The sequence below is a fragment of the Frigoribacterium sp. Leaf44 genome, from assembly GCF_001421865.1.
GTDB lineage: Bacteria > Actinomycetota > Actinomycetes > Actinomycetales > Microbacteriaceae > Frigoribacterium.
In genome coordinates, this window is record NZ_LMLG01000001.1 from 91,795 (window position 1) to 109,395 (window position 17,601).

General features: G+C 72.0%; 14 protein-coding genes. 11 read left to right on the top strand and 3 right to left on the bottom strand.

Annotated elements, in window-relative coordinates; genetic code table 11:
* Nucleotides 1–511 precede the first annotated feature (511 nt).
* Entirely contained in the window at nt 512–1,327 is an 816-nt protein-coding gene (locus tag ASE87_RS00475; RefSeq protein ID WP_200925429.1) for a DUF817 domain-containing protein, read from the top strand.
* A 94-nt stretch (nt 1,328–1,421) separates the two neighbouring features.
* Here the strand turns inward: ASE87_RS00475 and ASE87_RS00480 are convergent, their stop codons facing one another.
* A complete protein-coding gene (locus ASE87_RS00480; protein WP_157489619.1) occupies nt 1,422–3,170 on the bottom strand; it encodes a GAF domain-containing protein in 1,749 nt (582 codons plus the stop codon).
* 181 nt (nt 3,171–3,351) lie between these two features.
* Between ASE87_RS00480 and hxlB the strand changes: the two genes are divergently transcribed.
* The 8 genes from hxlB (at nt 3,352) to ASE87_RS00520 (ending at nt 13,158) form a co-directional block, all read left to right on the top strand.
* Entirely contained in the window at nt 3,352–3,981 is a 630-nt protein-coding gene (gene hxlB, locus ASE87_RS00485) for a 6-phospho-3-hexuloisomerase (protein WP_043596854.1), read from the top strand.
* A gap of 131 nt (nt 3,982–4,112) precedes the next feature.
* Nucleotides 4,113–5,051, top strand: a complete 939-nt coding sequence (locus ASE87_RS00490; protein WP_056225056.1) for a hypothetical protein — start codon at nt 4,113–4,115, stop codon at nt 5,049–5,051.
* Between the two features lie 202 nt (nt 5,052–5,253).
* Nucleotides 5,254–6,993: an ABC transporter substrate-binding protein gene (locus ASE87_RS00495; RefSeq protein ID WP_082452209.1), complete on the top strand. Its 1,740-nt coding sequence runs from the start codon at nt 5,254–5,256 to the stop codon at nt 6,991–6,993.
* Nucleotides 6,994–6,997: 4 nt separating this feature from the next.
* Nucleotides 6,998–7,951 carry an ABC transporter permease gene (locus ASE87_RS00500; protein WP_043595715.1) on the top strand — a complete coding sequence of 318 codons (954 nt, stop codon included), beginning with the start codon at nt 6,998–7,000 and terminating at the stop codon, nt 7,949–7,951.
* Nucleotides 7,948–8,835, top strand: coding sequence for an ABC transporter permease (locus ASE87_RS00505; RefSeq protein WP_056225060.1), 888 nt, complete (start codon nt 7,948–7,950; stop codon nt 8,833–8,835). Before ASE87_RS00500 ends, ASE87_RS00505 begins: the two co-directional genes overlap by 4 nt.
* Nucleotides 8,836–8,842: 7 nt before the next feature.
* A complete protein-coding gene (locus ASE87_RS00510) occupies nt 8,843–10,768 on the top strand; it encodes a gamma-glutamyltransferase family protein (RefSeq protein WP_056225063.1) in 1,926 nt (641 codons plus the stop codon).
* A complete protein-coding gene (locus tag ASE87_RS00515; RefSeq protein ID WP_056225068.1) occupies nt 10,752–12,416 on the top strand; it encodes an ABC transporter ATP-binding protein in 1,665 nt (554 codons plus the stop codon). The genes ASE87_RS00510 and ASE87_RS00515 overlap by 17 nt, the downstream gene beginning before the upstream one ends.
* On the top strand, nt 12,397–13,158 hold the full coding sequence (locus ASE87_RS00520) for a GntR family transcriptional regulator (protein WP_200925430.1): 762 nt from the start codon (nt 12,397–12,399) through the stop codon (nt 13,156–13,158). The genes ASE87_RS00515 and ASE87_RS00520 overlap by 20 nt, the downstream gene beginning before the upstream one ends.
* A 24-nt stretch (nt 13,159–13,182) precedes the next feature.
* Here ASE87_RS00520 and ASE87_RS00525 read toward each other — a convergent pair whose 3' ends face one another.
* Both ASE87_RS00525 and ASE87_RS00530 read right to left on the bottom strand, forming a co-directional pair.
* Nucleotides 13,183–13,842 carry a GntR family transcriptional regulator gene (locus ASE87_RS00525; RefSeq protein WP_052505322.1) on the bottom strand — a complete coding sequence of 220 codons (660 nt, stop codon included), beginning with the start codon at nt 13,840–13,842 and terminating at the stop codon, nt 13,183–13,185.
* Between the two features lie 179 nt (nt 13,843–14,021).
* Nucleotides 14,022–15,764 (bottom strand): glycerol-3-phosphate dehydrogenase/oxidase, encoded by a 1,743-nt coding sequence (locus ASE87_RS00530; protein ID WP_056225071.1) that lies wholly within the window; start codon nt 15,762–15,764, stop codon nt 14,022–14,024.
* A 192-nt stretch (nt 15,765–15,956) separates the two neighbouring features.
* On the opposite strand from ASE87_RS00530, the gene ASE87_RS00535 reads away from it, so the two are divergent.
* Both ASE87_RS00535 and ASE87_RS00540 read left to right on the top strand, forming a co-directional pair.
* Nucleotides 15,957–16,856: a sugar-binding transcriptional regulator gene (locus ASE87_RS00535; RefSeq protein ID WP_235472206.1), complete on the top strand. Its 900-nt coding sequence runs from the start codon at nt 15,957–15,959 to the stop codon at nt 16,854–16,856.
* Nucleotides 16,857–16,979: 123 nt separating this feature from the next.
* Nucleotides 16,980–17,546, top strand: coding sequence for a type 1 glutamine amidotransferase domain-containing protein (locus ASE87_RS00540; RefSeq protein WP_043595708.1), 567 nt, complete (start codon nt 16,980–16,982; stop codon nt 17,544–17,546).
* Nucleotides 17,547–17,601 lie beyond the last annotated feature (55 nt).

The window sequence follows — 17,601 nt, forward strand, 5'->3', positions numbered from 1 at the left end:
GGCACGATGACGTTCGCACAGCGCATCCTCGCCGATCAGGTCGGCGACCACGTGTCCTACTTCGACACGGCACTCGACGACACCGACGACCTCGACTGAACGGCCCGACCATGACCTCCTCGCTTCCCTCGCTCGACACCCTCGTCCACCCCGACCTCCACGAGTACGTGGCCGACCGTTACCCCTTCGTGGCCGGCCTGGTGGACGACGACCAGATCTGACCGTCCCGGGCCACGGCCCGGTGCACGACTTCGGACGGGCTGACGCCCGGCCCGTCGACGGTGCGTACCAGCGGCCCGCAGCGCGGGACGCCGACGAGCACCCCACGACAGCCCCCTCGCCCCCGGCGAGGGGGCTCTCGCGTGTCCGGGGACGCGACCCGCGGGGGAGGCGGGTGGTCCTCGGGGCGGACGCCGCGCCTCCTCGGGGTTCGTAGCGTGGACGAGGTCGCACCCGTCGGGGCGACGGTGCGGCCACCCGGCCGGCACCGACGACGAACCGAGGAGGCGCGGTGTCCGCCGCCGAGATCGTCCCTCGTCGCCGCCTGGGTCGCGCCGCCCGCGCGCGCGAGTCCCTGCTCGACCTGCTGGCCTTCGGCCGCGCCCAGGCCCTCTCGTGCGCGTTCGCCGTCGCGATCTTCGCGGGGCTCGCCGTGACCCGCGTGGTGGACGTGGGCATCCCGCGCTACGACGCCCTGCTGATCTGGTGCCTGCTCGTGCAGGTCGCGCTCGTCGTGACGCGGCTCGAGACCCGGGACGAACTGCTCGTCATCTGCGTCTTCCACGTCCTGGGTCTCGGGCTCGAGGTGTTCAAGGTGGCGATCGGATCGTGGTCGTACCCGGAGCCCGGCGTGCTGCGCCTGGGAGACGTGCCGCTCTACAGCGGCTTCATGTACGCGGCGGTCGCGAGCTACATCTGCCAGGCGTGGCGCCGGCTCGACCTCCGCGTCGACCCCGTGCCGATGGTGGCGACCATGGCCGTCGCGGTCGGCTTCTACGTCAACTTCTTCACGAACCACTGGATCACCGACCTGCGCTGGGTGCTGCTCGGCGTCGCCGCGCTGCTGATCGCCCCGCGGTCGGTGACGTTCCGCGTGCGGGGCGTCGACCGTCGCATGCCGTTGCTCGTGTCGTTCGCCCTGATCGGGCTGTTCATCTGGGTCGCCGAGAACGCCGCGACCCTGCTCGGCGCCTGGACCTACGCCTCGCAGGCCGACGGCTGGAGCCTCGTGCACCCGAGCAAGATCGGCTCGTGGATGGTGCTCGTGATCTTCAGCTTCGTGCTCGTGCTGTGGCTGAAGCAGCGGAAGGGGCCGCGGCGACCCTGACGGCGTGACGGTCGCACCACCGTCGCGCCGTCGAACCACGCACTCGGGTGGTTCGACGACGCGGACGTGGTGCGTCCTCGCCCACGGGTCGCGGTCAGGGGGCGGCGTGGCGCCCGACGCGCGTGGGGGCCGGGGTGGCCGGTGCGGCAGCAGCCGCCGCGGCGACGGGTACCGCGCCGGCGGCGTCGGCCACTCCCTGGGCCAGGGCGGCCGCCTGCGGGGCGCGACCCGACACGGCCGCCGCGACCGCCGCCTCCCGGGTCTCGTACATCGTCGGCAGGTCGTGACCGCCCTCGGCCGTCTCGTAGCTCTGCAGCTCGAGTTCGGCGAGCCGGGCGAACTCGGCCAGCTTCTCGGACGACACGCTCTTCGCCTTGCGGGGCCGCGTGTTGTGCAGGCAGAAGGTGCCGATCGCCTCGCCGGACGACGAGTGGATCGGGTGCCCGGCGTAGAAGTACCCGTGGTTGAGGTCGAGGTAGGGGTTGTCCTTGAACCGGTCGTCCTTGCGGGCGTCCTCGACGATCACGGGTGCGTCGGCCGCGACGGTCACGTCGCAGAACGTCAGCTCGCGCGGGATCGAGACCGGCAGCAGCTCGGTGTTGACCGCGTAGTAGAGCTTCTTGCCGTCGAGCAGCGAGACGACCGCGACGTCGACGCCGAACTCCTTCTCGGCTCGGCGGGCGAGGTCCTGCAGGGTGTCCGAGCCGCCGCTGCTCGCGAGCTCGACCAGCTTCTCGGCTCCCGACCACTCGAAGGTCGGCTCGGGCAGGGCCCGACGCGGACGGGCAGGAGGCGCGGTGTCGGTCGGCGGCGCGGGCACGGTTCCGAGGGCGGTCACGGGCGCCGGCGTCGGCGCCGCGGCCGGCGTCGCCGGCGGTCCGGCTACGGCTACGGGCGCGGCTGCGGCCGCGGAGCGTGCCGCGACGGCCTGCTCGGCCTCGAGTCGGGCGACGGCCGCCCGTGCGGCCTCGAGCTGCGCGACGACCGGATCGACCGGGGCCGGTGCGGCCACCGATGCCGCCAGACGGGCCACCTCGAGCTGGGCGGCGACCCGCTCGGGCACGACGGGCGCGACGGACGTGCGGCCGATGTGCTCGACGGTCTCGCCGCGGCGCACCACGTCGAGGGTCGGGGCCACCCGGTCGGCGACCACGGTGCCCCACTGCCGGTACATCGTCTCGCAGCCGTGCGGTCGACCGGGCTGCAGCTCTCCCGGGGGCAGCCGGAAGTACGAGGCCGACGGGTGCTGCGCGGCGATCCGCTCGGTGATGTCGTTCATCCGGGCGGCGTGCCGGTCGGCGACCGATCCGAACGGGTTGTCGAACCGCGTGACCGAGCGCACGGGCTGCACGCCGACCAGGACGATGCGGGCGGTCGGGTGGACGCGTCGCGTCAGGTCGGTGACGAGCGTCGTCACGTCGCGCTGCCAGCCGTCGAGCGGGGTGAGCATGACGGCGTCGTTGAGGCCGAGCATCACGACGACCGTGTCGTACAGGCTGAGGTCGTGGTCGCCGATCCACGAGCGGGCCGAACCGGCGTTCATCATCTCGTCGCCGATGTAGTCGACCGAGCAGGCGCGACCGGTGCTCTTCGAGGTCTCCTTGGCGATCTGGCCGGTGAGCGCCTGCTCGTGGCTCGTCACGCCGAAGCCGTGGGTCGGACCCGTGCCGATCAGCAGCACGGTGTCGGGGTCGGGGGAGTCCGCCCGGTAGGTCGGCCGACCGCGCGGGGAGGGCACGTGGCGCGAGCGCGAGAGCGTCCACAGGTAGAACAGGCGCATGGCAGGCCTCAGCCGCTCGTAGCTGCGCGTCGGGTGCGCGGGTGTCTCGACCGTCCTGGTCACGTGGTGCTCCTCGGGTGTCTCTCGGTGTGTCGTCCCCCCGTCCCAGGCTAGGCAGCGGGCGGGCACCGGGCTGCCCCCAGTGCGGGTCCGCGGTGGCCCCTCTTCTGGTCGCAGCCTTGTCGTTCCGGGGCGTCCACCCGAACCTGGACGCAGGAGGCGCGGGGCGAGCAGGCTGGTACGCGTGACTCCCGCAGACAGCACGTCCCCCGACGACGACCACGGTTCCGTCGCCACCGCCCTCGAGCTCGTGGCGGACGAGGTCGACGCCGCCGTCTCGGCGGTGCTCGACGCCGACGCCGGGAGCGACGACTCGTCCGACACGTCCGGGCAGCTCGACGCCTTCGCCGACCTCGTCGACGACGCCGAGCGCGTCTTCGTCCACGGCGCCGGTCGCTCGGGTCTCGCCCTGCGCATGACCGCGATGCGGCTGATGCACCTCGGTCTCGAGGTGCACGTCGTCGGCGAGGTGACGACTCCCGCGATCGCCGACGGAGACGTCCTGCTCACCGCGAGCGGCTCGGGCACGACGTCCGGCATCGTCGCCGCGGCCCGCACGGCTGTCGACGCCGGGGCCCGGGTGGCCGCGATCACCACCGCCGCCGACTCGCCGCTGGCCGACCTCGCCGAGGCCGTGCTCGTGGTCCCCGCCGCCGACAAGCAGGACCGCTCGGGGGCCGCCTCGTCGCAGTACGCCGGCGGGCTGTTCGAGCAGACCGTCGTGCTGCTCGGCGACGCCGTCTTCCACGCGCTGTGGAAGCGCTCGGGTGCCGATGCCGACGAGCTCTGGCCCCGCCACGCCAACCTCGAGTAGCCGCCCCGCACCGCACCGCCTGCTGAACGTCGCACCGCCGAATTGGGCGGTGCGACGTTCAGTTCGTGGTGCGACAGCGGCCCTGTGGACAACTTTCGAGGCATGCGGGCGATCTCGGGCACAGTGTCGGGGTGGACGAACTTCCCCTCCCTCCCCTGCTCCACATCGACTCCGTCGGCCACCAGACGCGTGAAGCCGCCGCGCTGCGTCGACGCGCAGCGCGGGGAGAACTCCTGCGTCTGGCGACCGGCACGTACGTCGCAGCCGACCTCTGGCAGGCGTCGACTCCTCGACGGCGTCACGTCCTCCGTGCGCTGGCCGTCGTCGATCGCCTCGACGCACGAGTCGTCGTCTCGCACCGGTCGGCGGCAGCCGTGCACGACGTCCCCGTCATCGGCGAGTGGCCCGAGCGGGTGCACGTCACCGACCCGGCTCGGAGGTCGACCCAGACGTCGACCGGAGTCGTCCGCCACGCAGCACCGCTCACACCCGAGGAGGCGCGGGTCGTCCGTTCCCTGCGGGTCACGTCCCCGGCGCGCACCGCAGTCGATCTCGCCCTGACGTCGTCCTTCCGCGACGGTGTCGCCGCTCTCGACGGTGTCCTGCACTCGCGATCGTCCACCCGTGACGAGTTGACGGCCGTTCTCGATGCCCGGCCGACGGCTCGCGGGCGAGTCGGTGCCCGGCGAGCGCTGTCCTTCGCCGACGCCGGAGCCGAGTCGGCGGGCGAGTCCTGGTGTCGAGTGCTCCTCCGTCAGCTCGGGGCCCCGCCGCCCGTGCTGCAGCAGGCGTTCCCCTGGGCCGGAGGCCGCGACGTCGTCGACTTCTGGTGGCCCGAGTTCGGCATCGTGCTCGAGTTCGACGGCCTGTCGAAGTACACGCAGGCACGGTGGCTCAAGGGACGGACCCCGTCTCGGGTCGTGGTCGACGAGAAGATCCGTGAGGACCGCATCCGTGATCGGCCGGAGGTCCGGGGCTTCGGCCGGACGGTCTGGGACGAACTCGAGCACCCGGTGAAGCTCCGCGCCGAGCTCCTGCGCGTCGGCCTTCCGCTTCGCACCGCCTACTGAACGTCGCACCGCACAAACAGGCGGTGCGACGTTCAGTAGGCGGTGCGTCTCGAGCCGCGACGGCGCCCGGCGCCCGGCGGGTGGCGAGCCCGCGTGACGTTTTACCCGCGCGAAACAATTCGTATACAAAACTGGGGCGTGCGGCAGGATTGTATGCAATCCACGCCGCACAGACCGATACCACCCGAGCATCGGAGGCCCGATGGCCCGCCCACCCCGCCCGACCCGCGCCGCGAGCGCGAGCGCGAGCACGGCCCGCGCCGCGAGCGCGAGCACGACCCGCGCCGCGAGCGCTCCGGCCGGCCGTCGCCGCCTGCGCCGAGCCCTCGCGCTCCCGGCCCTCGCCGCGGCCGCGACGCTCGCGCTGACGGCCTGCGTCCCGCAGCAGCCCGCCGGCACGAACCCGCCCGACAAGACCGACGTCACCACCGCCCCCATCGGCGACAAGACGATCGTCGAGGGGGGCGACCTGGTCATGGCGCTGTCGGCCGAGCCGGACGCCCTCGACCCCACCACGTCGTCGTCGCTCTACACGCGCTACGTCATGGAGACGGTGTGCCAGAAGCTGTACGACATCGACGCCGAGGGTGACCTCGTGCCGTTGCTGGCGACCGAGCTGCCGACGCTGTCGGACGGCGGGCTCACGGTCGACATCCCCGTGCGCACCGACGCCGTGTTCGCCGACGGGACCCCACTCGACGCCGAGGCCGTGGTCACCACGCTGCGCCGCCACCTCGACAAGCCCGACTCGTCGCGGGCCAGCGAGCTCGGCCCCGTCACCGGGGTCGTAGCCCTCGACGACGACACGGTGCGCCTGACCTACGAGCGACCCTTCGCCCCGCTCACCGCGGCACTCGCGGACCGGGCCGGCATGATCATGTCGCCGACGGCGCTCGAGGCCGAGGGTGACGACTTCGGTGACGCCCCGGTCTGCGTCGGCCCGTTCAAGTTCGTCGACCGTGTGCCGCAGACCTCGATCTCGGTCGAGCGCGACCCGCTCTACTACGACGCCGAGGACGTGCACCTCGACACGATCACCTACCGCATCATCACCGACGCGAGCATCCGTGCGGCGAACGTCCGCGCGGGTGACGTGCAGGTCGCCGACTCGATGTCGACGATGGACGTCGACTCCCTCATGGCCGACGACGGCCTGACGGTGCTGCAGGTCGGCTCGTTCGGCTACCAGGGCATCACGGTGAACATCGGCAACCAGGACGGCGTCGGAACCGACCCCGTGCAGATCGACACCCCTCTGGCGAGCGACGTGCGCGTCCGTCAGGCGCTGGCCATGTCGATCGACCGCGACGCGCTCGTCCAGAGCGTGTTCGGCGGGTGGAACGACACCGCCTGCTCGCCGATCCCGCCGACGAGTCCGTTCGCCACGGACGCCAGCGACGCCTGTCCGGGCTACGACCCCGAGGGGGCGAAGCGCCTCCTCGACGAGGCGGGCGTGGCCACGCCCTACGACATCGAGATCCAGGCCAGCAACAACGCCGACACGTTGCGGCTCGCCCAGGCGTTGCAGGCCCAGGTGGCGGACGGCGGGTTCCGCCTGTCGATCACCCCGGTCGAGTACTCGACCCTGCTCGACGTGCAGTCGCGGGGGGACTTCGACGCGCTGCAGCTCGGCTGGTCCGGTCGCGTCGACCCGAACGGCAACATGGTGAACTTCCTGCGCACCGGCGGCGGCAACAACTACTCGGGCTACAGCAACCCCCGGGTCGACGAGCTGCTCGCCGACGCCGCCGCGTCCATCGACGTCGACGAGCGTGCCGCGCTCTACGGCGAGGCCGTGACGCAGGTGCAAGAGGACGAACCGCTCATCTACCTGTACCGCACCCGCAGCCTGACCGCGCTGACGAACGAGGTCGCCGGGGTGTCCACCTACGCCGACGGCGTCGTGCGCCTCAGCAACGCCGCCTTCGTCGAGGGGGAGTGACCCGATGACCCGTTACCTGATCACCCGGCTCTGGCAGTCGGCCGTCACGCTCGTGATCGCCTCGATCGTCGTGTTCTGGGGCGTGCGCCAGCTGCCGGGCGACCCGGCCCTGGCCCTGGCCGGAGAAGAGGCGACGCCCGAGCGCGTCGCCGCCATCCGGGCCGACCTCGGCCTCGACGACTCGCTGCTCGTGCAGTACGGCCGGTTCGTCGGCAACTTCGTCCGCGGCGACTTCGGCGAGTCCACCCGCACCGGCACACCGGTCACCGAGCTGATCGGTGCCACCCTGCCGGTCACGCTCTGGCTCGCCCTCTACGCGATCGTCGTCGCCGTCGTCGTGGGCGTCGCCCTGGGCGTCGTCGCCGAGCGGTACCGGGGCCGCTGGCCCGAGTGGATGGCCAACGCCGCCGCCCTGGTGGGGCTCTCGGTGCCGAACTTCTGGCTCGGAATCCTCGCGATCCTCTGGCTCGCGGCCGGTCTCGGCCTGTTCCCGGCGTCGGGATACGTGCCGGTGGCCGAGAACCCGGCGAGCGCGTTCTACCACCTGACCCTGCCCGCGCTGATCCTCGGCACGAGCCTCGCCGCGGTCATCATGCGGCAGACCCGCGCCTCGATGATCGAGACGATGAAGACCGACTACGTGCGCACCGCGCGGGCCAAGGGCCTCGGTCGTGGTCGGGTGCTGATGCGCTACGGCCTGCGCAACTCGATGATCGTGGTCGTCACGATCGTCGGCCTGCAACTCGGCGGCCTGATCTCGGGCGCCGTGGTCACCGAGCGCATCTTTGCGCTGCCGGGCTTCGGCAAGCTCACGCTCGACTCGGTCTTCACCCGCGACTACCCGGTGATCCAGGCCGTCGTGCTGATCATCACGGTCGGCTACATCGTGATCAACCTGGCGGTGGACGTCCTGTACTCCGTCATCAACCCGCGCATCAGGGTAGGAGGCGCATCGTGACCGTCATCGAGACACCCACCGCCGCAGGGGCGGGGCTCGGCTCGGCGCGGGGACGCGTCTGGCGCGGCCTCGTCCGCAACAAGCTGGGCGTCACCGGCGGCGTCATGCTGCTCGTCGTCCTCGTCGCCGGCCTGGCCGCGCCGCTCATCGCCCCGTACGACCCGACGCGGGTGAACTTCGAACTGCCGTTCCAGGTGCCCGGCACCGTGGGCTACGTGCTCGGTACCGACGACCTCGGCCGCGACATCCTGTCGCGCACCGTGTACGGCATCCGCGTCTCGCTGCAGGTGGGCGTGTTGTCGGTGATGCTGGCCGTCGTGGTCGGCACGCCCCTCGGGTTGCTCGCCGGCTACTGGCGCTGGCTCGACGGCGTCATCTCGCGCCTCACCGACGTCATGCTGGCGTTCCCGTTCCTGATCATCGCCGTGGCGCTGGCCGCGATCAGCGGTCCGAGCCTGACGAACGCCGTGGTCGCCCTCGGCATCGCCCAGGTGCCGACGATGATCCGCGTGGTGCGCGGTGAGACGCTGCGCGTCAAGTCGACCGACTTCGTCCTCGCCGCGACGACGATGGACGCCACGGGACTGCGGGTGATCTTCCAGCACGTCCTGCCCAACTGCGTCTCGGCGATCATCGTGCAGGCGACGGTCATCATGCCGGTCGCCGTGATCGGCGAGGCCCTGCTGTCGTTCCTCGGGCTGGGCATCCAGCCGCCGACGGCCAGTCTGGGCATCATGCTCAGCGACGCGCAGCAGTACCTGGCCAAGGCGCCTTTCGCGGCCGTCGTGCCGGGACTGGCGATCGCCGTGATCTGCCTGGGCTTCAACCTGTTCGGCGACGCCCTGCGCGACGCCCTCGACCCCACCGCCAGCGACCGGAAGTGACCCCCTCGTGACCTACACCACCCCCGACGAGTTCGTCACCCGTCCCGACCTGCGCGGCACCTTCGGCATGACGTCGTCGACGCACTGGCTGGCGACGGCCTCGGCCCAGTCGGTCCTCGAGCGCGGCGGCAACGCCTTCGACGCTGCCGTCGCGGGCGCCTTCGTCCTGCACGTCGTGGAGCCGCACCTCAACGGTCCCGGCGGCGACCTCACGGCGATCTACGCGACGGCCGAGGCCCCCGACGACCCGACCGTGCTCGTCGGCCAGGGCCCCGCCCCGGCCGGGGCCACCCGCGAGCACTACCTGGCCGAGGGCCTCGAGCTCGTGCCCGGGTCGGGAGCCCTCGCGGCCGCCGTCCCCGGTGCGGTCGACGCCTGGCTGAAGCTGCTGGCCGAGCACGGCACCTGGTCGCTCGCCGACGTCCTCGCCTACGCGATCGGCTACGCCCGCGACGGCCACCCGATCGTGGCGCGCGTGGCGTCCACGATCGAGACCGTCGCCGACCTCTTCACCGAGCACTGGCCCACCTCGGCGGCGCAGTGGATGCCCGGTGGCGAGGTGCCACGCGAGGGCGACCTGCTGACGAACCCGGCCTACGCGGCCGTCCTCGACGAGCTGGTCGCGGCCGGCGAGGCCCTCGGCCCCGACGCGTCCCGCGAGGCGAAGATCGAGGAGGCGCGGGTCGAGTGGGGCAGCGGACACGTCGCGCAGGCGATCGACGAGTTCGTCCGCACTCCGCACCGTCACTCGTCGGGCACCGACCACGCGGGTGTCGTCACGGCCGCGGACCTCGCCGCGTTCCGCGCCACGACCGAGCCGGCGACCACGATCGAGTTCCGCGGCCACACGATCGCCAAGACCGGCGCCTGGGGCCAGGGTCCCGCGCTGCTGCAGGTGCTGGCGCTGCTCGAACCGCTCGACGACGAGCTGCTCGACCCGTCGACCGCGGTCGGCGCCCACACCGTCGTCGAGGCGCAGAAGCTCGCGATGGCCGATCGCGAGGCCTGGTACGGCCCCGGTGACGTGCCCCTCGCGACCCTCTTGTCCGCGGACTACGCCGACGAGCGTCGCGCGCTGATCGGCGACCGGGCGTCGCACGAACTGCGACCTGGCGACGTCCCCGGTCGCGAGCCGTTCGCCCTGCCCACGATGCGCACCGAGTACCTGCCGCCCGCGCTCAGCGAGGCACCCGCCGGCGTCGGTGAGCCCACGGTCGCCGCCCCCGGGCGGGCACCGGCATCCGCCGCCGCGCCCGTCGCACCGGCCGAGGACGCCCCGGCGACCGGCACCGCGCCTCCTGCCGACCGTCTGGCCGAGCCGTTCACCGAGCCGACCGGCGAGACGCGCGGCGACACCTGCCATCTCGACGTCGTCGACCGCTGGGGCAACATCGTCTCGGCGACCCCGTCGGGCGGCTGGCTGCAGTCGTCGCCGACGATCCCCGAGCTCGGCTTCTGCCTCGGCAGCCGGCTGCAGATGTCGTGGCTGGACGAGGGCACGGCGTCGACCCTCGAGCCCGGCACCCGCCCGCGCACGACGCTGACGCCCACGCTCGTGCTGAAGGACGGCGAGCCCGTCGTCGCGCTCGGCTCGCCCGGCGGCGACCAGCAGGACCAGTGGCAGCTGCTCTACCTGCTGCGCACGATCGTCGGCGGCTACACCCCGCAGCAGGCGATCGACGCCCCCGCGCTGCACACCACGTCGTTCCCCGGCAGCTTCTGGCCCCGCACCTGGGAGCCCGGGGGAGTCGTCGTCGAGGACCGTCTGGGCGACGACGTCATCGACGCGCTGGTCGCCCGCGGCCACGTCGTCACCCGCGCCGGCGGCTGGTCCCTGGGCCGGCTGTCGAGCGTCTCGCGAGACCCCGAGACCGGCGTGCTCTCCGCCGCCGCCAACCCCCGAGGAGCCCAGGCCTATGCCGCAGGACGCTGAGAACCCGACCTCCCCCTTGCTGAGCGTGCGCGACCTGCGCGTCTCGTTCGGCGACACCCCCGCCGTGCACGGCGTCGACCTCGACGTCCTGCCGGGCGAGCGGGTGGCGATCGTCGGCCAGTCCGGCTCGGGCAAGTCGACGGTGGTCGCGGCCATCCTGCGCCTGCTGCCCGGGGCCGGCCACATCACGGGCGGCACGATCGAGCTCGCGGGCCCCGACGGCAGCACCCTCGACCTCGCGCAGGCCACCGAGGCGCCCATGCGCCAGGTGCGCGGCGCGCGCATCGGCCTCGTGCCGCAGGACCCGTCCACCAACCTGAACCCGTCGATGAAGGTCGGTGCCCAGATCGCCGACGCCCTGCGCACCCACGGGCTCCGCGGCCACGACGAGGTGCAGCGTCGCGTCGTCGCGTTGATGACCGAGGCGGGCATCCCCGAGGCCGAGCGCCGGGCGGGGCAGTTCCCCCACGAGTTCTCGGGCGGCATGCGCCAGCGCGTGCTCATCGCGATCGCCCTGGCCCGCGAGCCGCAGCTGCTGATCGCCGACGAGCCGACCAGTGCGCTCGACGTGACGGTGCAGCGGCAGATCCTCAACCACCTGCAGACGCTGGTCGAGAGTCGCGGCACGTCCCTGCTCTTCATCACCCACGACCTGGGGCTCGCCGCCGACCGCACCGACCGCATCGTCGTGATGCTCGAGGGTCGCGTCGTCGAGCAGGGCACGCCCGAGCAGATCCTGCGTCGCCCGCAGCACGAGTACACGAAGCGCCTCGTCGCGGCCGCGCCGACGCTGGCCTCGGCCACCGCCCTCCGTCGCGGCGAGGCCGTCCTCGACGACACGACGGACGCGAAGGAGGCGCGGGTCGACCCGATCCTGACCGTCACCGACCTGGTCAAGGAGTTCCGCCTCCGTGGTCGCCGTGGCGAGCAGGTGCGGGCCGTCGACCACGTCTCGTTCGAGGTGCCGCGCGGCACCACGACGGCGATCGTGGGGGAGTCCGGCTCGGGCAAGACGACCGTGGCCCGCATCGTGCTCGGCCTCGAGTCGGCGACGAGCGGGTCGGCCCTGATCGACGGCGAGAGCATCACGGCGAGCCGGGGTGCGTCCCGTCGAGCACTGCGTCGCCGCGTGCAGCCCGTCTTCCAGGACCCCTACGGTTCGCTCGACCCGTCGTACAGCGTCGAGCGGTTGATCGACGAGCCCTTGCGCATCTTCGGCGTCGGCGACCGGGCCTCCCGCAGGCAGCGGGTCGCCGAGCTGCTCGACCAGGTCGCCCTGCCCCGATCGGTCGCCCAGAGCCGGCCGAACGAGCTGTCGGGTGGCCAGCGCCAACGGGTGGCCATCGCGCGGGCGCTCGCGCTGGAGCCCGAGCTGCTCATCTGCGACGAGGCCGTCTCGGCGCTCGACGTGCTCGTCCAGGAGCAGATCCTCGAGTTGCTCGGCGACCTGCAGCGTCGACTCGGCCTCAGCTACCTGTTCATCACGCACGACCTGGCCGTCGTGCGCCAGATCGCCCACGACGTGGTGGTGATGCGCAAGGGCGCCGTGGTCGAGCGCGGTAGCGTCGACGACATCTTCTTGTCGCCCCGTGCCGAGTACACGACCGAACTGTTGGGAGCCATCCCCGGTGCCAGCCTCGCCCTCTGAGGGCCCGCCGCCCGTCGTCCTCGTCGACGCTCTGCGTCGCGAGATCGTCGAGGGCACCCTCGTGCCGGGGACGCGCATCACCGAGGCCTCGGTCGCCCGCCGCCACGGCGTCTCGCGCGTCCCGGTGCGCGAGGCGCTGCGTGCGCTCGAGGCCGAGGGGTTCGTCGAGTCGACGCCCCACGTGGGCAGTCGGGTCGCGGCGATCCCGGTCGACGAGGCCGACGACCTCTTCGCCGTCCGCGAGGCCCTCGAGATCTCGACCGCGCGTCGGGCCGCCCTGCGGGCGCGCGAGCTGTTCGGCGAGCCGCGCCCGCCCGAGGACTGGTGGCGGACACGGCGCGTGCTCGGCCAGCTGCTCGACGACGGGGACGCCGCCGTCGAGGCCGGCGACCTCGACCGTCTCGTCGAGCTCAACGACCGGTTCCACGTCGGCGTGGCGCAGCTGAGCGGGAGCGCCACCCTGGCGACCCTGCTGCGCCAGCTGTCGAACAAGATCGAGTGGCTGTACGCACTCGACACCTTCTCGCGAGGCAAGCGGCTCTGGCCCGACCACCGCCGCATCCTCGCGGCGATCGACGCGGGCGACGAGGCCGGGGCCGCCGAGCTGATGGGGTGGCACGTCCGCGAGTCGCGCATCGGGTTCCTCGCCCGCACCGAGCCCGCCGACCGCGTGGCCGATCTGCGGGCCACGCCGCCCGCCCTGCCGCCGACCATCCCGACGCCGACGCTCCCGGCGACCTGACCCGCGCCTCCTCGGCTCGCCCGCTCAGGCGACCGGGCGGTGGCCGGGCAGGGCGTGCAGGTCTTCGGCGGCGAGTTCGGCGGCGATGGGGTCGCCGGCCTCGGTCGCCTCGCGCAGGGCGGCGAACGAGTCGGCCATCGAGTCCCACTGCAGCACCTGGACGATGTTCGGCACGCGCAGTTTGTAGGCGAGGCCGTCGGTGACGTCGGTGCACACCTTGACCAGTGACGGGTTGCCGCAGTGGTCGACGTAGGTCGAGAAGAGCGCGATGGCGTGGGCGTTCAGCGCCGGGGCGTCCTCACGGTCGAGATCACCGAGGCAGACGTCGATCGCCCGCACGATCTCGCGCTTGACGGCGGCCGGCAGGTTCGGGACGGCCAGGCGGACGGCGCCGCCGAAGAGCACGCCGAGGGTCTGGACCGCCTGGACGGCCTCTTCGGCCTTCGGCGTCGCGACCTTCGTGTAGCGGTTCGGCGCCATCTCGACGAGGCCGGCACGCACGAGGTCGCCGAGTGCCTCGCGGATCGGGGTGCGCGACACCTGCAGCCAGGCGATCAGCTCGTCGTCGTGCAGGCGTTCGCCCGGTTCGAGCGTGCCGTCGATGATCGCGTCACGGATGCGGCTGCGGACCGTGTCGCGCAGCAGCTGTCGCTCGGCGGCAGGGGGAGTGACGGGAATCGGCATGCGGCCTCCTAGATCCTCACGGGCGTGTGCCCGGCCAGCATCCTAATACGGAAACGTCACATTTTGCCCGATGGGCAGCGAAGTCCACATGTCAATGCCAGTGGGCGGGCTCGGTCCCGGGTACGACGAAACCCCGCCTCCACGACCGGGGCGGGGCTTCGTGACTCGGGTCGGTGCGGCTACTGGGCGGCGGCGGGGGTCGCTGCGGGCACGTGCTGCGAGGCGACTTCGACGCCGTGCGAGTCGCGCAGGGTCGTCAGGGTCTGCTCGATCTCGTCGTCGCGCTGCTCGGTCGTCCAGCCGAGCGAGCCGGCCATGACGTCGGCGATCTCGGTGAGCAGCTCGATGGTGACGCCACCGACGAACGCGAGGTTCGTGCGGCGCAACACGACGTCGGCCAGGTGGACGGCGTCCTCGTGCTCGGCGAAGTAGGCGATCTCGGCCGTGGTCAGCGTCGAGTCGGCCTCGAGGGCCTGCGACGGCTGGTCGAGCAGCACCTCGATGACGTCCGAGGCGCGGGTGCCGTACCGGGTCAGCAGGCGGTCGACCTGGTCGCGGTCGAGCCCGTCGGCGTGGGCCGCCACCCAGGTGGTGCGGGCGCCGTCGGTGGTCGGGAAGCCCTTGCCGCCGCCGATCGCCATGCCCGTCGTGTCCACCGACCGCTTCACGCCGAGCTTCGTCGTCGCCTCGGTCGAGAGGTGGGCCGACAGGGCGCGGAACGTGGTCCACTTGCCGCCGACGAGGCTGAGGACGGTCGTGCCGGGCAGCTCGGCGACCTCGGTCTCGACGATGCGGTAGTCACGGGACACGAAGCCCGCGGCGAGGTCGTCGTGCTTCGGCAGCGGGCGGACGCCCGAGTAGCGGTAGACGATGTGGCCGCGGTCGAGCTCGATGTCGGGGTAGACGTGCTTGACCAGGTCGAAGAAGTAGTCGACCTCTTCTTCGGTGCAGACGGCCGGCTCGGCCATGTCGGCCTCCAGGTCGGTCGTGCCGATCAGCACGCGTCCCTTGAGCGGGTAGATCAGGACGATGCGGCCGTCGTTGTTCTCGAAGAAGATCTCGCGACCGTTCGTGGCCTCGAGCAGCTCGGGGCTGTCGACGACGATGTGCGAGCCCTTGGTGCCGCCCATGTACTGCGACTCGGCGCCGAAGGCCTTGTTGGTGAGGTCGGTCCAGGGGCCAGACGCGTTGATGACGACGTCGGCCTTCACCGTGAACTCGGTCCCGCTGACGACGTCGCGCAGGGTCACGCCGCCGTCGGCGGTGCCGACGGCCTCGAGGTAGTTGGCGCTGCGGGCGTTGTCGCCGGCGGCCAGGCCGTCCTTCAGCACGTCGAGCGCGAGGCGCTCGGGCTCGTGGACCGACGCGTCGTAGTAGGTGCCCGTGTACTTGAGGGCCTTGTTGAGGTGCGGCATCTCGGCCAGGGCCTTCTTGCGCCCGAGGAACTTGTGACGGGGCACCGAGCCGCCGTCACGCGAGAACGAGTCGTACATGGTCATGCCGACCTTGATCAGCAGGGCGCCGCGCTCCTTCGTGGAGCGCTGCTTGTGCGTCAGCATGCGCAGCGGGGCGTTCATGATGCCGCTGAACGTCGAGAAGATCGGCATCGTGGTCTGCAGCGGCTTGACGTAGTGCGGGGCGATCTTCAGCAGGCCGTTGCGCTCTTCGACGCTCTCGCGGACGAGGCGGAACTCGCCGTTCTCGAGGTAGCGGATGCCGCCGTGGATCATGTGCGACGACGCGGCGGACGCCCCCGACGCGTAGTCGGCGCGTTCGACCAGCACGACGTCGACGCCCTGGAGGGCGAGGTCGCGGAAGGTCGCGATGCCGTTGATGCCACCGCCGACGACGAGCACCTGTGCCGTCGGGCGGTCGACGATGCGCTGCACGTTGGGACGGATCGAGTCTGTCTTCTTCGACATGGTCACTGCTTCTTTCGAGATGCGATGTCAGGTGGTGGTGACCGACTCGTCCTGCGGGCCGGTAGATTCATCGTCGTCCCGATGCACACAAGGTGCAACGGATCTGCACGAACGTGCAAGGAGGTCCCGTTGGTCGCTGGCGACACGTCCGAACGCACGCAGGAGGCCCTGCGCGCTGCGCACCTCTACTACATGCAGGACCTCACGATGGAGGCGATCGCGCACGAACTGCAGACGTCCCGCTCGTCGGTCTCGCGCCTCCTGAAGTCGGCTCGCGAGACGGGCCTCGTCGACATCCAGATCAAGTCACCCCTCGACCAGCCGACAGCCGTGGGCGAGGGTCTGCACCGACGCTTCGGCGTGGTCGCGCACGTGGTCCCGGTGCCCGACCAGACGAGCGACGTCGACCGGCTCGACCGCGTCGCGCTGTCGGCTGCACGAACGCTCACGCAGTACGTCGACTCGAACATGGTCGTCGGCGTCGCCTGGGGCTCCACCGTCAGTGCGGTCAGCCGGTACCTGGTGCCCAAGACCACGCACAACACCGTCTTCGTCCAGCTCAACGGTGCGGCGAACACCCGCACGACGGGCATCGAGTACGCCAGCGAGATCCTGCGGCGGTTCGGTCACGCGTACGGCGCCCTGATCCAGCAGTTCCCCGTGCCCGCGTTCTTCGACGACCCCGCCACCAAGAGCGCCCTGTGGCGGGAGCGCAGCACCCGACGCGTCCTCTCGTTGCAGGGCGCCATGGACCTCGTCGTCTTCGGCGTCGGCTCGCGCGAGGCGCACGTGCCGAGCCACGTCTACTCGGGCGGTTACCTCGAGCAGAGCGACCACGACAGCCTCGGCCACGACCACGTGGTGGGCGACGTCGCGACCGTGTTCTTCCGCGAGGACGGCTCGTCGGCCGACATCGAGCTCAACCAGCGCGCCACGGGGCCCGACCTGGCGACCATCCGGCGCACGCCGCGTCGCGTCTGCGTCGTCGCCGGCGAGGCCAAGGTCGTCAGCGTCCGCGGTGCGCTCGCCGCGGGCCTGGTCACCGACCTGATCCTCGACGAGGGGACCGCCAGGGCGCTGCTGGCCAGCTGAGCCGACGAGGCCGTGGTCCGGAGGCGCGGGTGGGGTACACCGGGCCAGCCGCGACCCAGCCCGCCCGCGTAGACGGGAGGGGTCGCACACCGGGCCCCGACCGGCCCCGAGAGGAGCATCACCATGGCAAGCACCGAACTCACCGGACGCCGCGTTCTCGCGATCGTCACCAACTACGGCGTCGAGCAGGACGAGCTCGTCGTCCCCGTCGCGAAGCTGCGCGAGCAGGGCGCCACCGTCGTCGTCGCCGGCGTCTCCACCGAGCCGATCCAGACGCTCGTCGGCGACAAGGACCCGGGTCAGACCGTCCGTCCCGACACGACCATCGCCGAGGTCGACGCCGCCGACCACGACCTCCTGCTCGTGCCCGGTGGCACCATCAACGCCGACACCCTGCGAACCGAGAGCGACGCCGTCGACCTCGTCACGGCCTTCGCCACGGCGGGCAAGCCGATCGCCGCGATCTGCCACGGCCCGTGGGCACTCATCGAGGCCGGCCTCGTGACGGGCAAGGAGCTCACCTCCTACGCCTCGCTGCAGACCGACGTCCGCAACGCCGGAGGTACCTGGGTCGACCGCTCGGTGGTGACCGACGTCGAGCAGGGCTTCACGCTCGTCACGTCGCGTGACCCCGGCGACCTCGACGACTTCGTCCGCGAGACCTCGACGGCCCTGGCCGCCACGGCCTGATCCGTCGTCCCCGTCGCGGCGGGGTCCGTCGTCCCGTTCCGGGGCGACGGACCCC

What these genes read in the sequence shown, in the direction of transcription:
- ASE87_RS00495 (WP_082452209.1), top strand. Translation starts at nt 5,254, where the DNA reads ATGGCCCGCCCACCCCGCCCGACCCGCGCCGCGAGCGCGAGCGCGAGC.
- ASE87_RS00540 (WP_043595708.1), top strand. Translation starts at nt 16,980, where the DNA reads ATGGCAAGCACCGAACTCACCGGACGCCGCGTTCTCGCGATCGTCACC.
- ASE87_RS00500 (WP_043595715.1), top strand. Translation starts at nt 6,998, where the DNA reads ATGACCCGTTACCTGATCACCCGGCTCTGGCAGTCGGCCGTCACGCTC.
- ASE87_RS00535 (WP_235472206.1), top strand. Translation starts at nt 15,957, where the DNA reads ATGCAGGACCTCACGATGGAGGCGATCGCGCACGAACTGCAGACGTCC.
- ASE87_RS00525 (WP_052505322.1), bottom strand. Translation starts at nt 13,842, where the DNA reads ATGCCGATTCCCGTCACTCCCCCTGCCGCCGAGCGACAGCTGCTGCGC.
- ASE87_RS00530 (WP_056225071.1), bottom strand. Translation starts at nt 15,764, where the DNA reads ATGTCGAAGAAGACAGACTCGATCCGTCCCAACGTGCAGCGCATCGTC.
- ASE87_RS00515 (WP_056225068.1), top strand. Translation starts at nt 10,752, where the DNA reads ATGCCGCAGGACGCTGAGAACCCGACCTCCCCCTTGCTGAGCGTGCGC.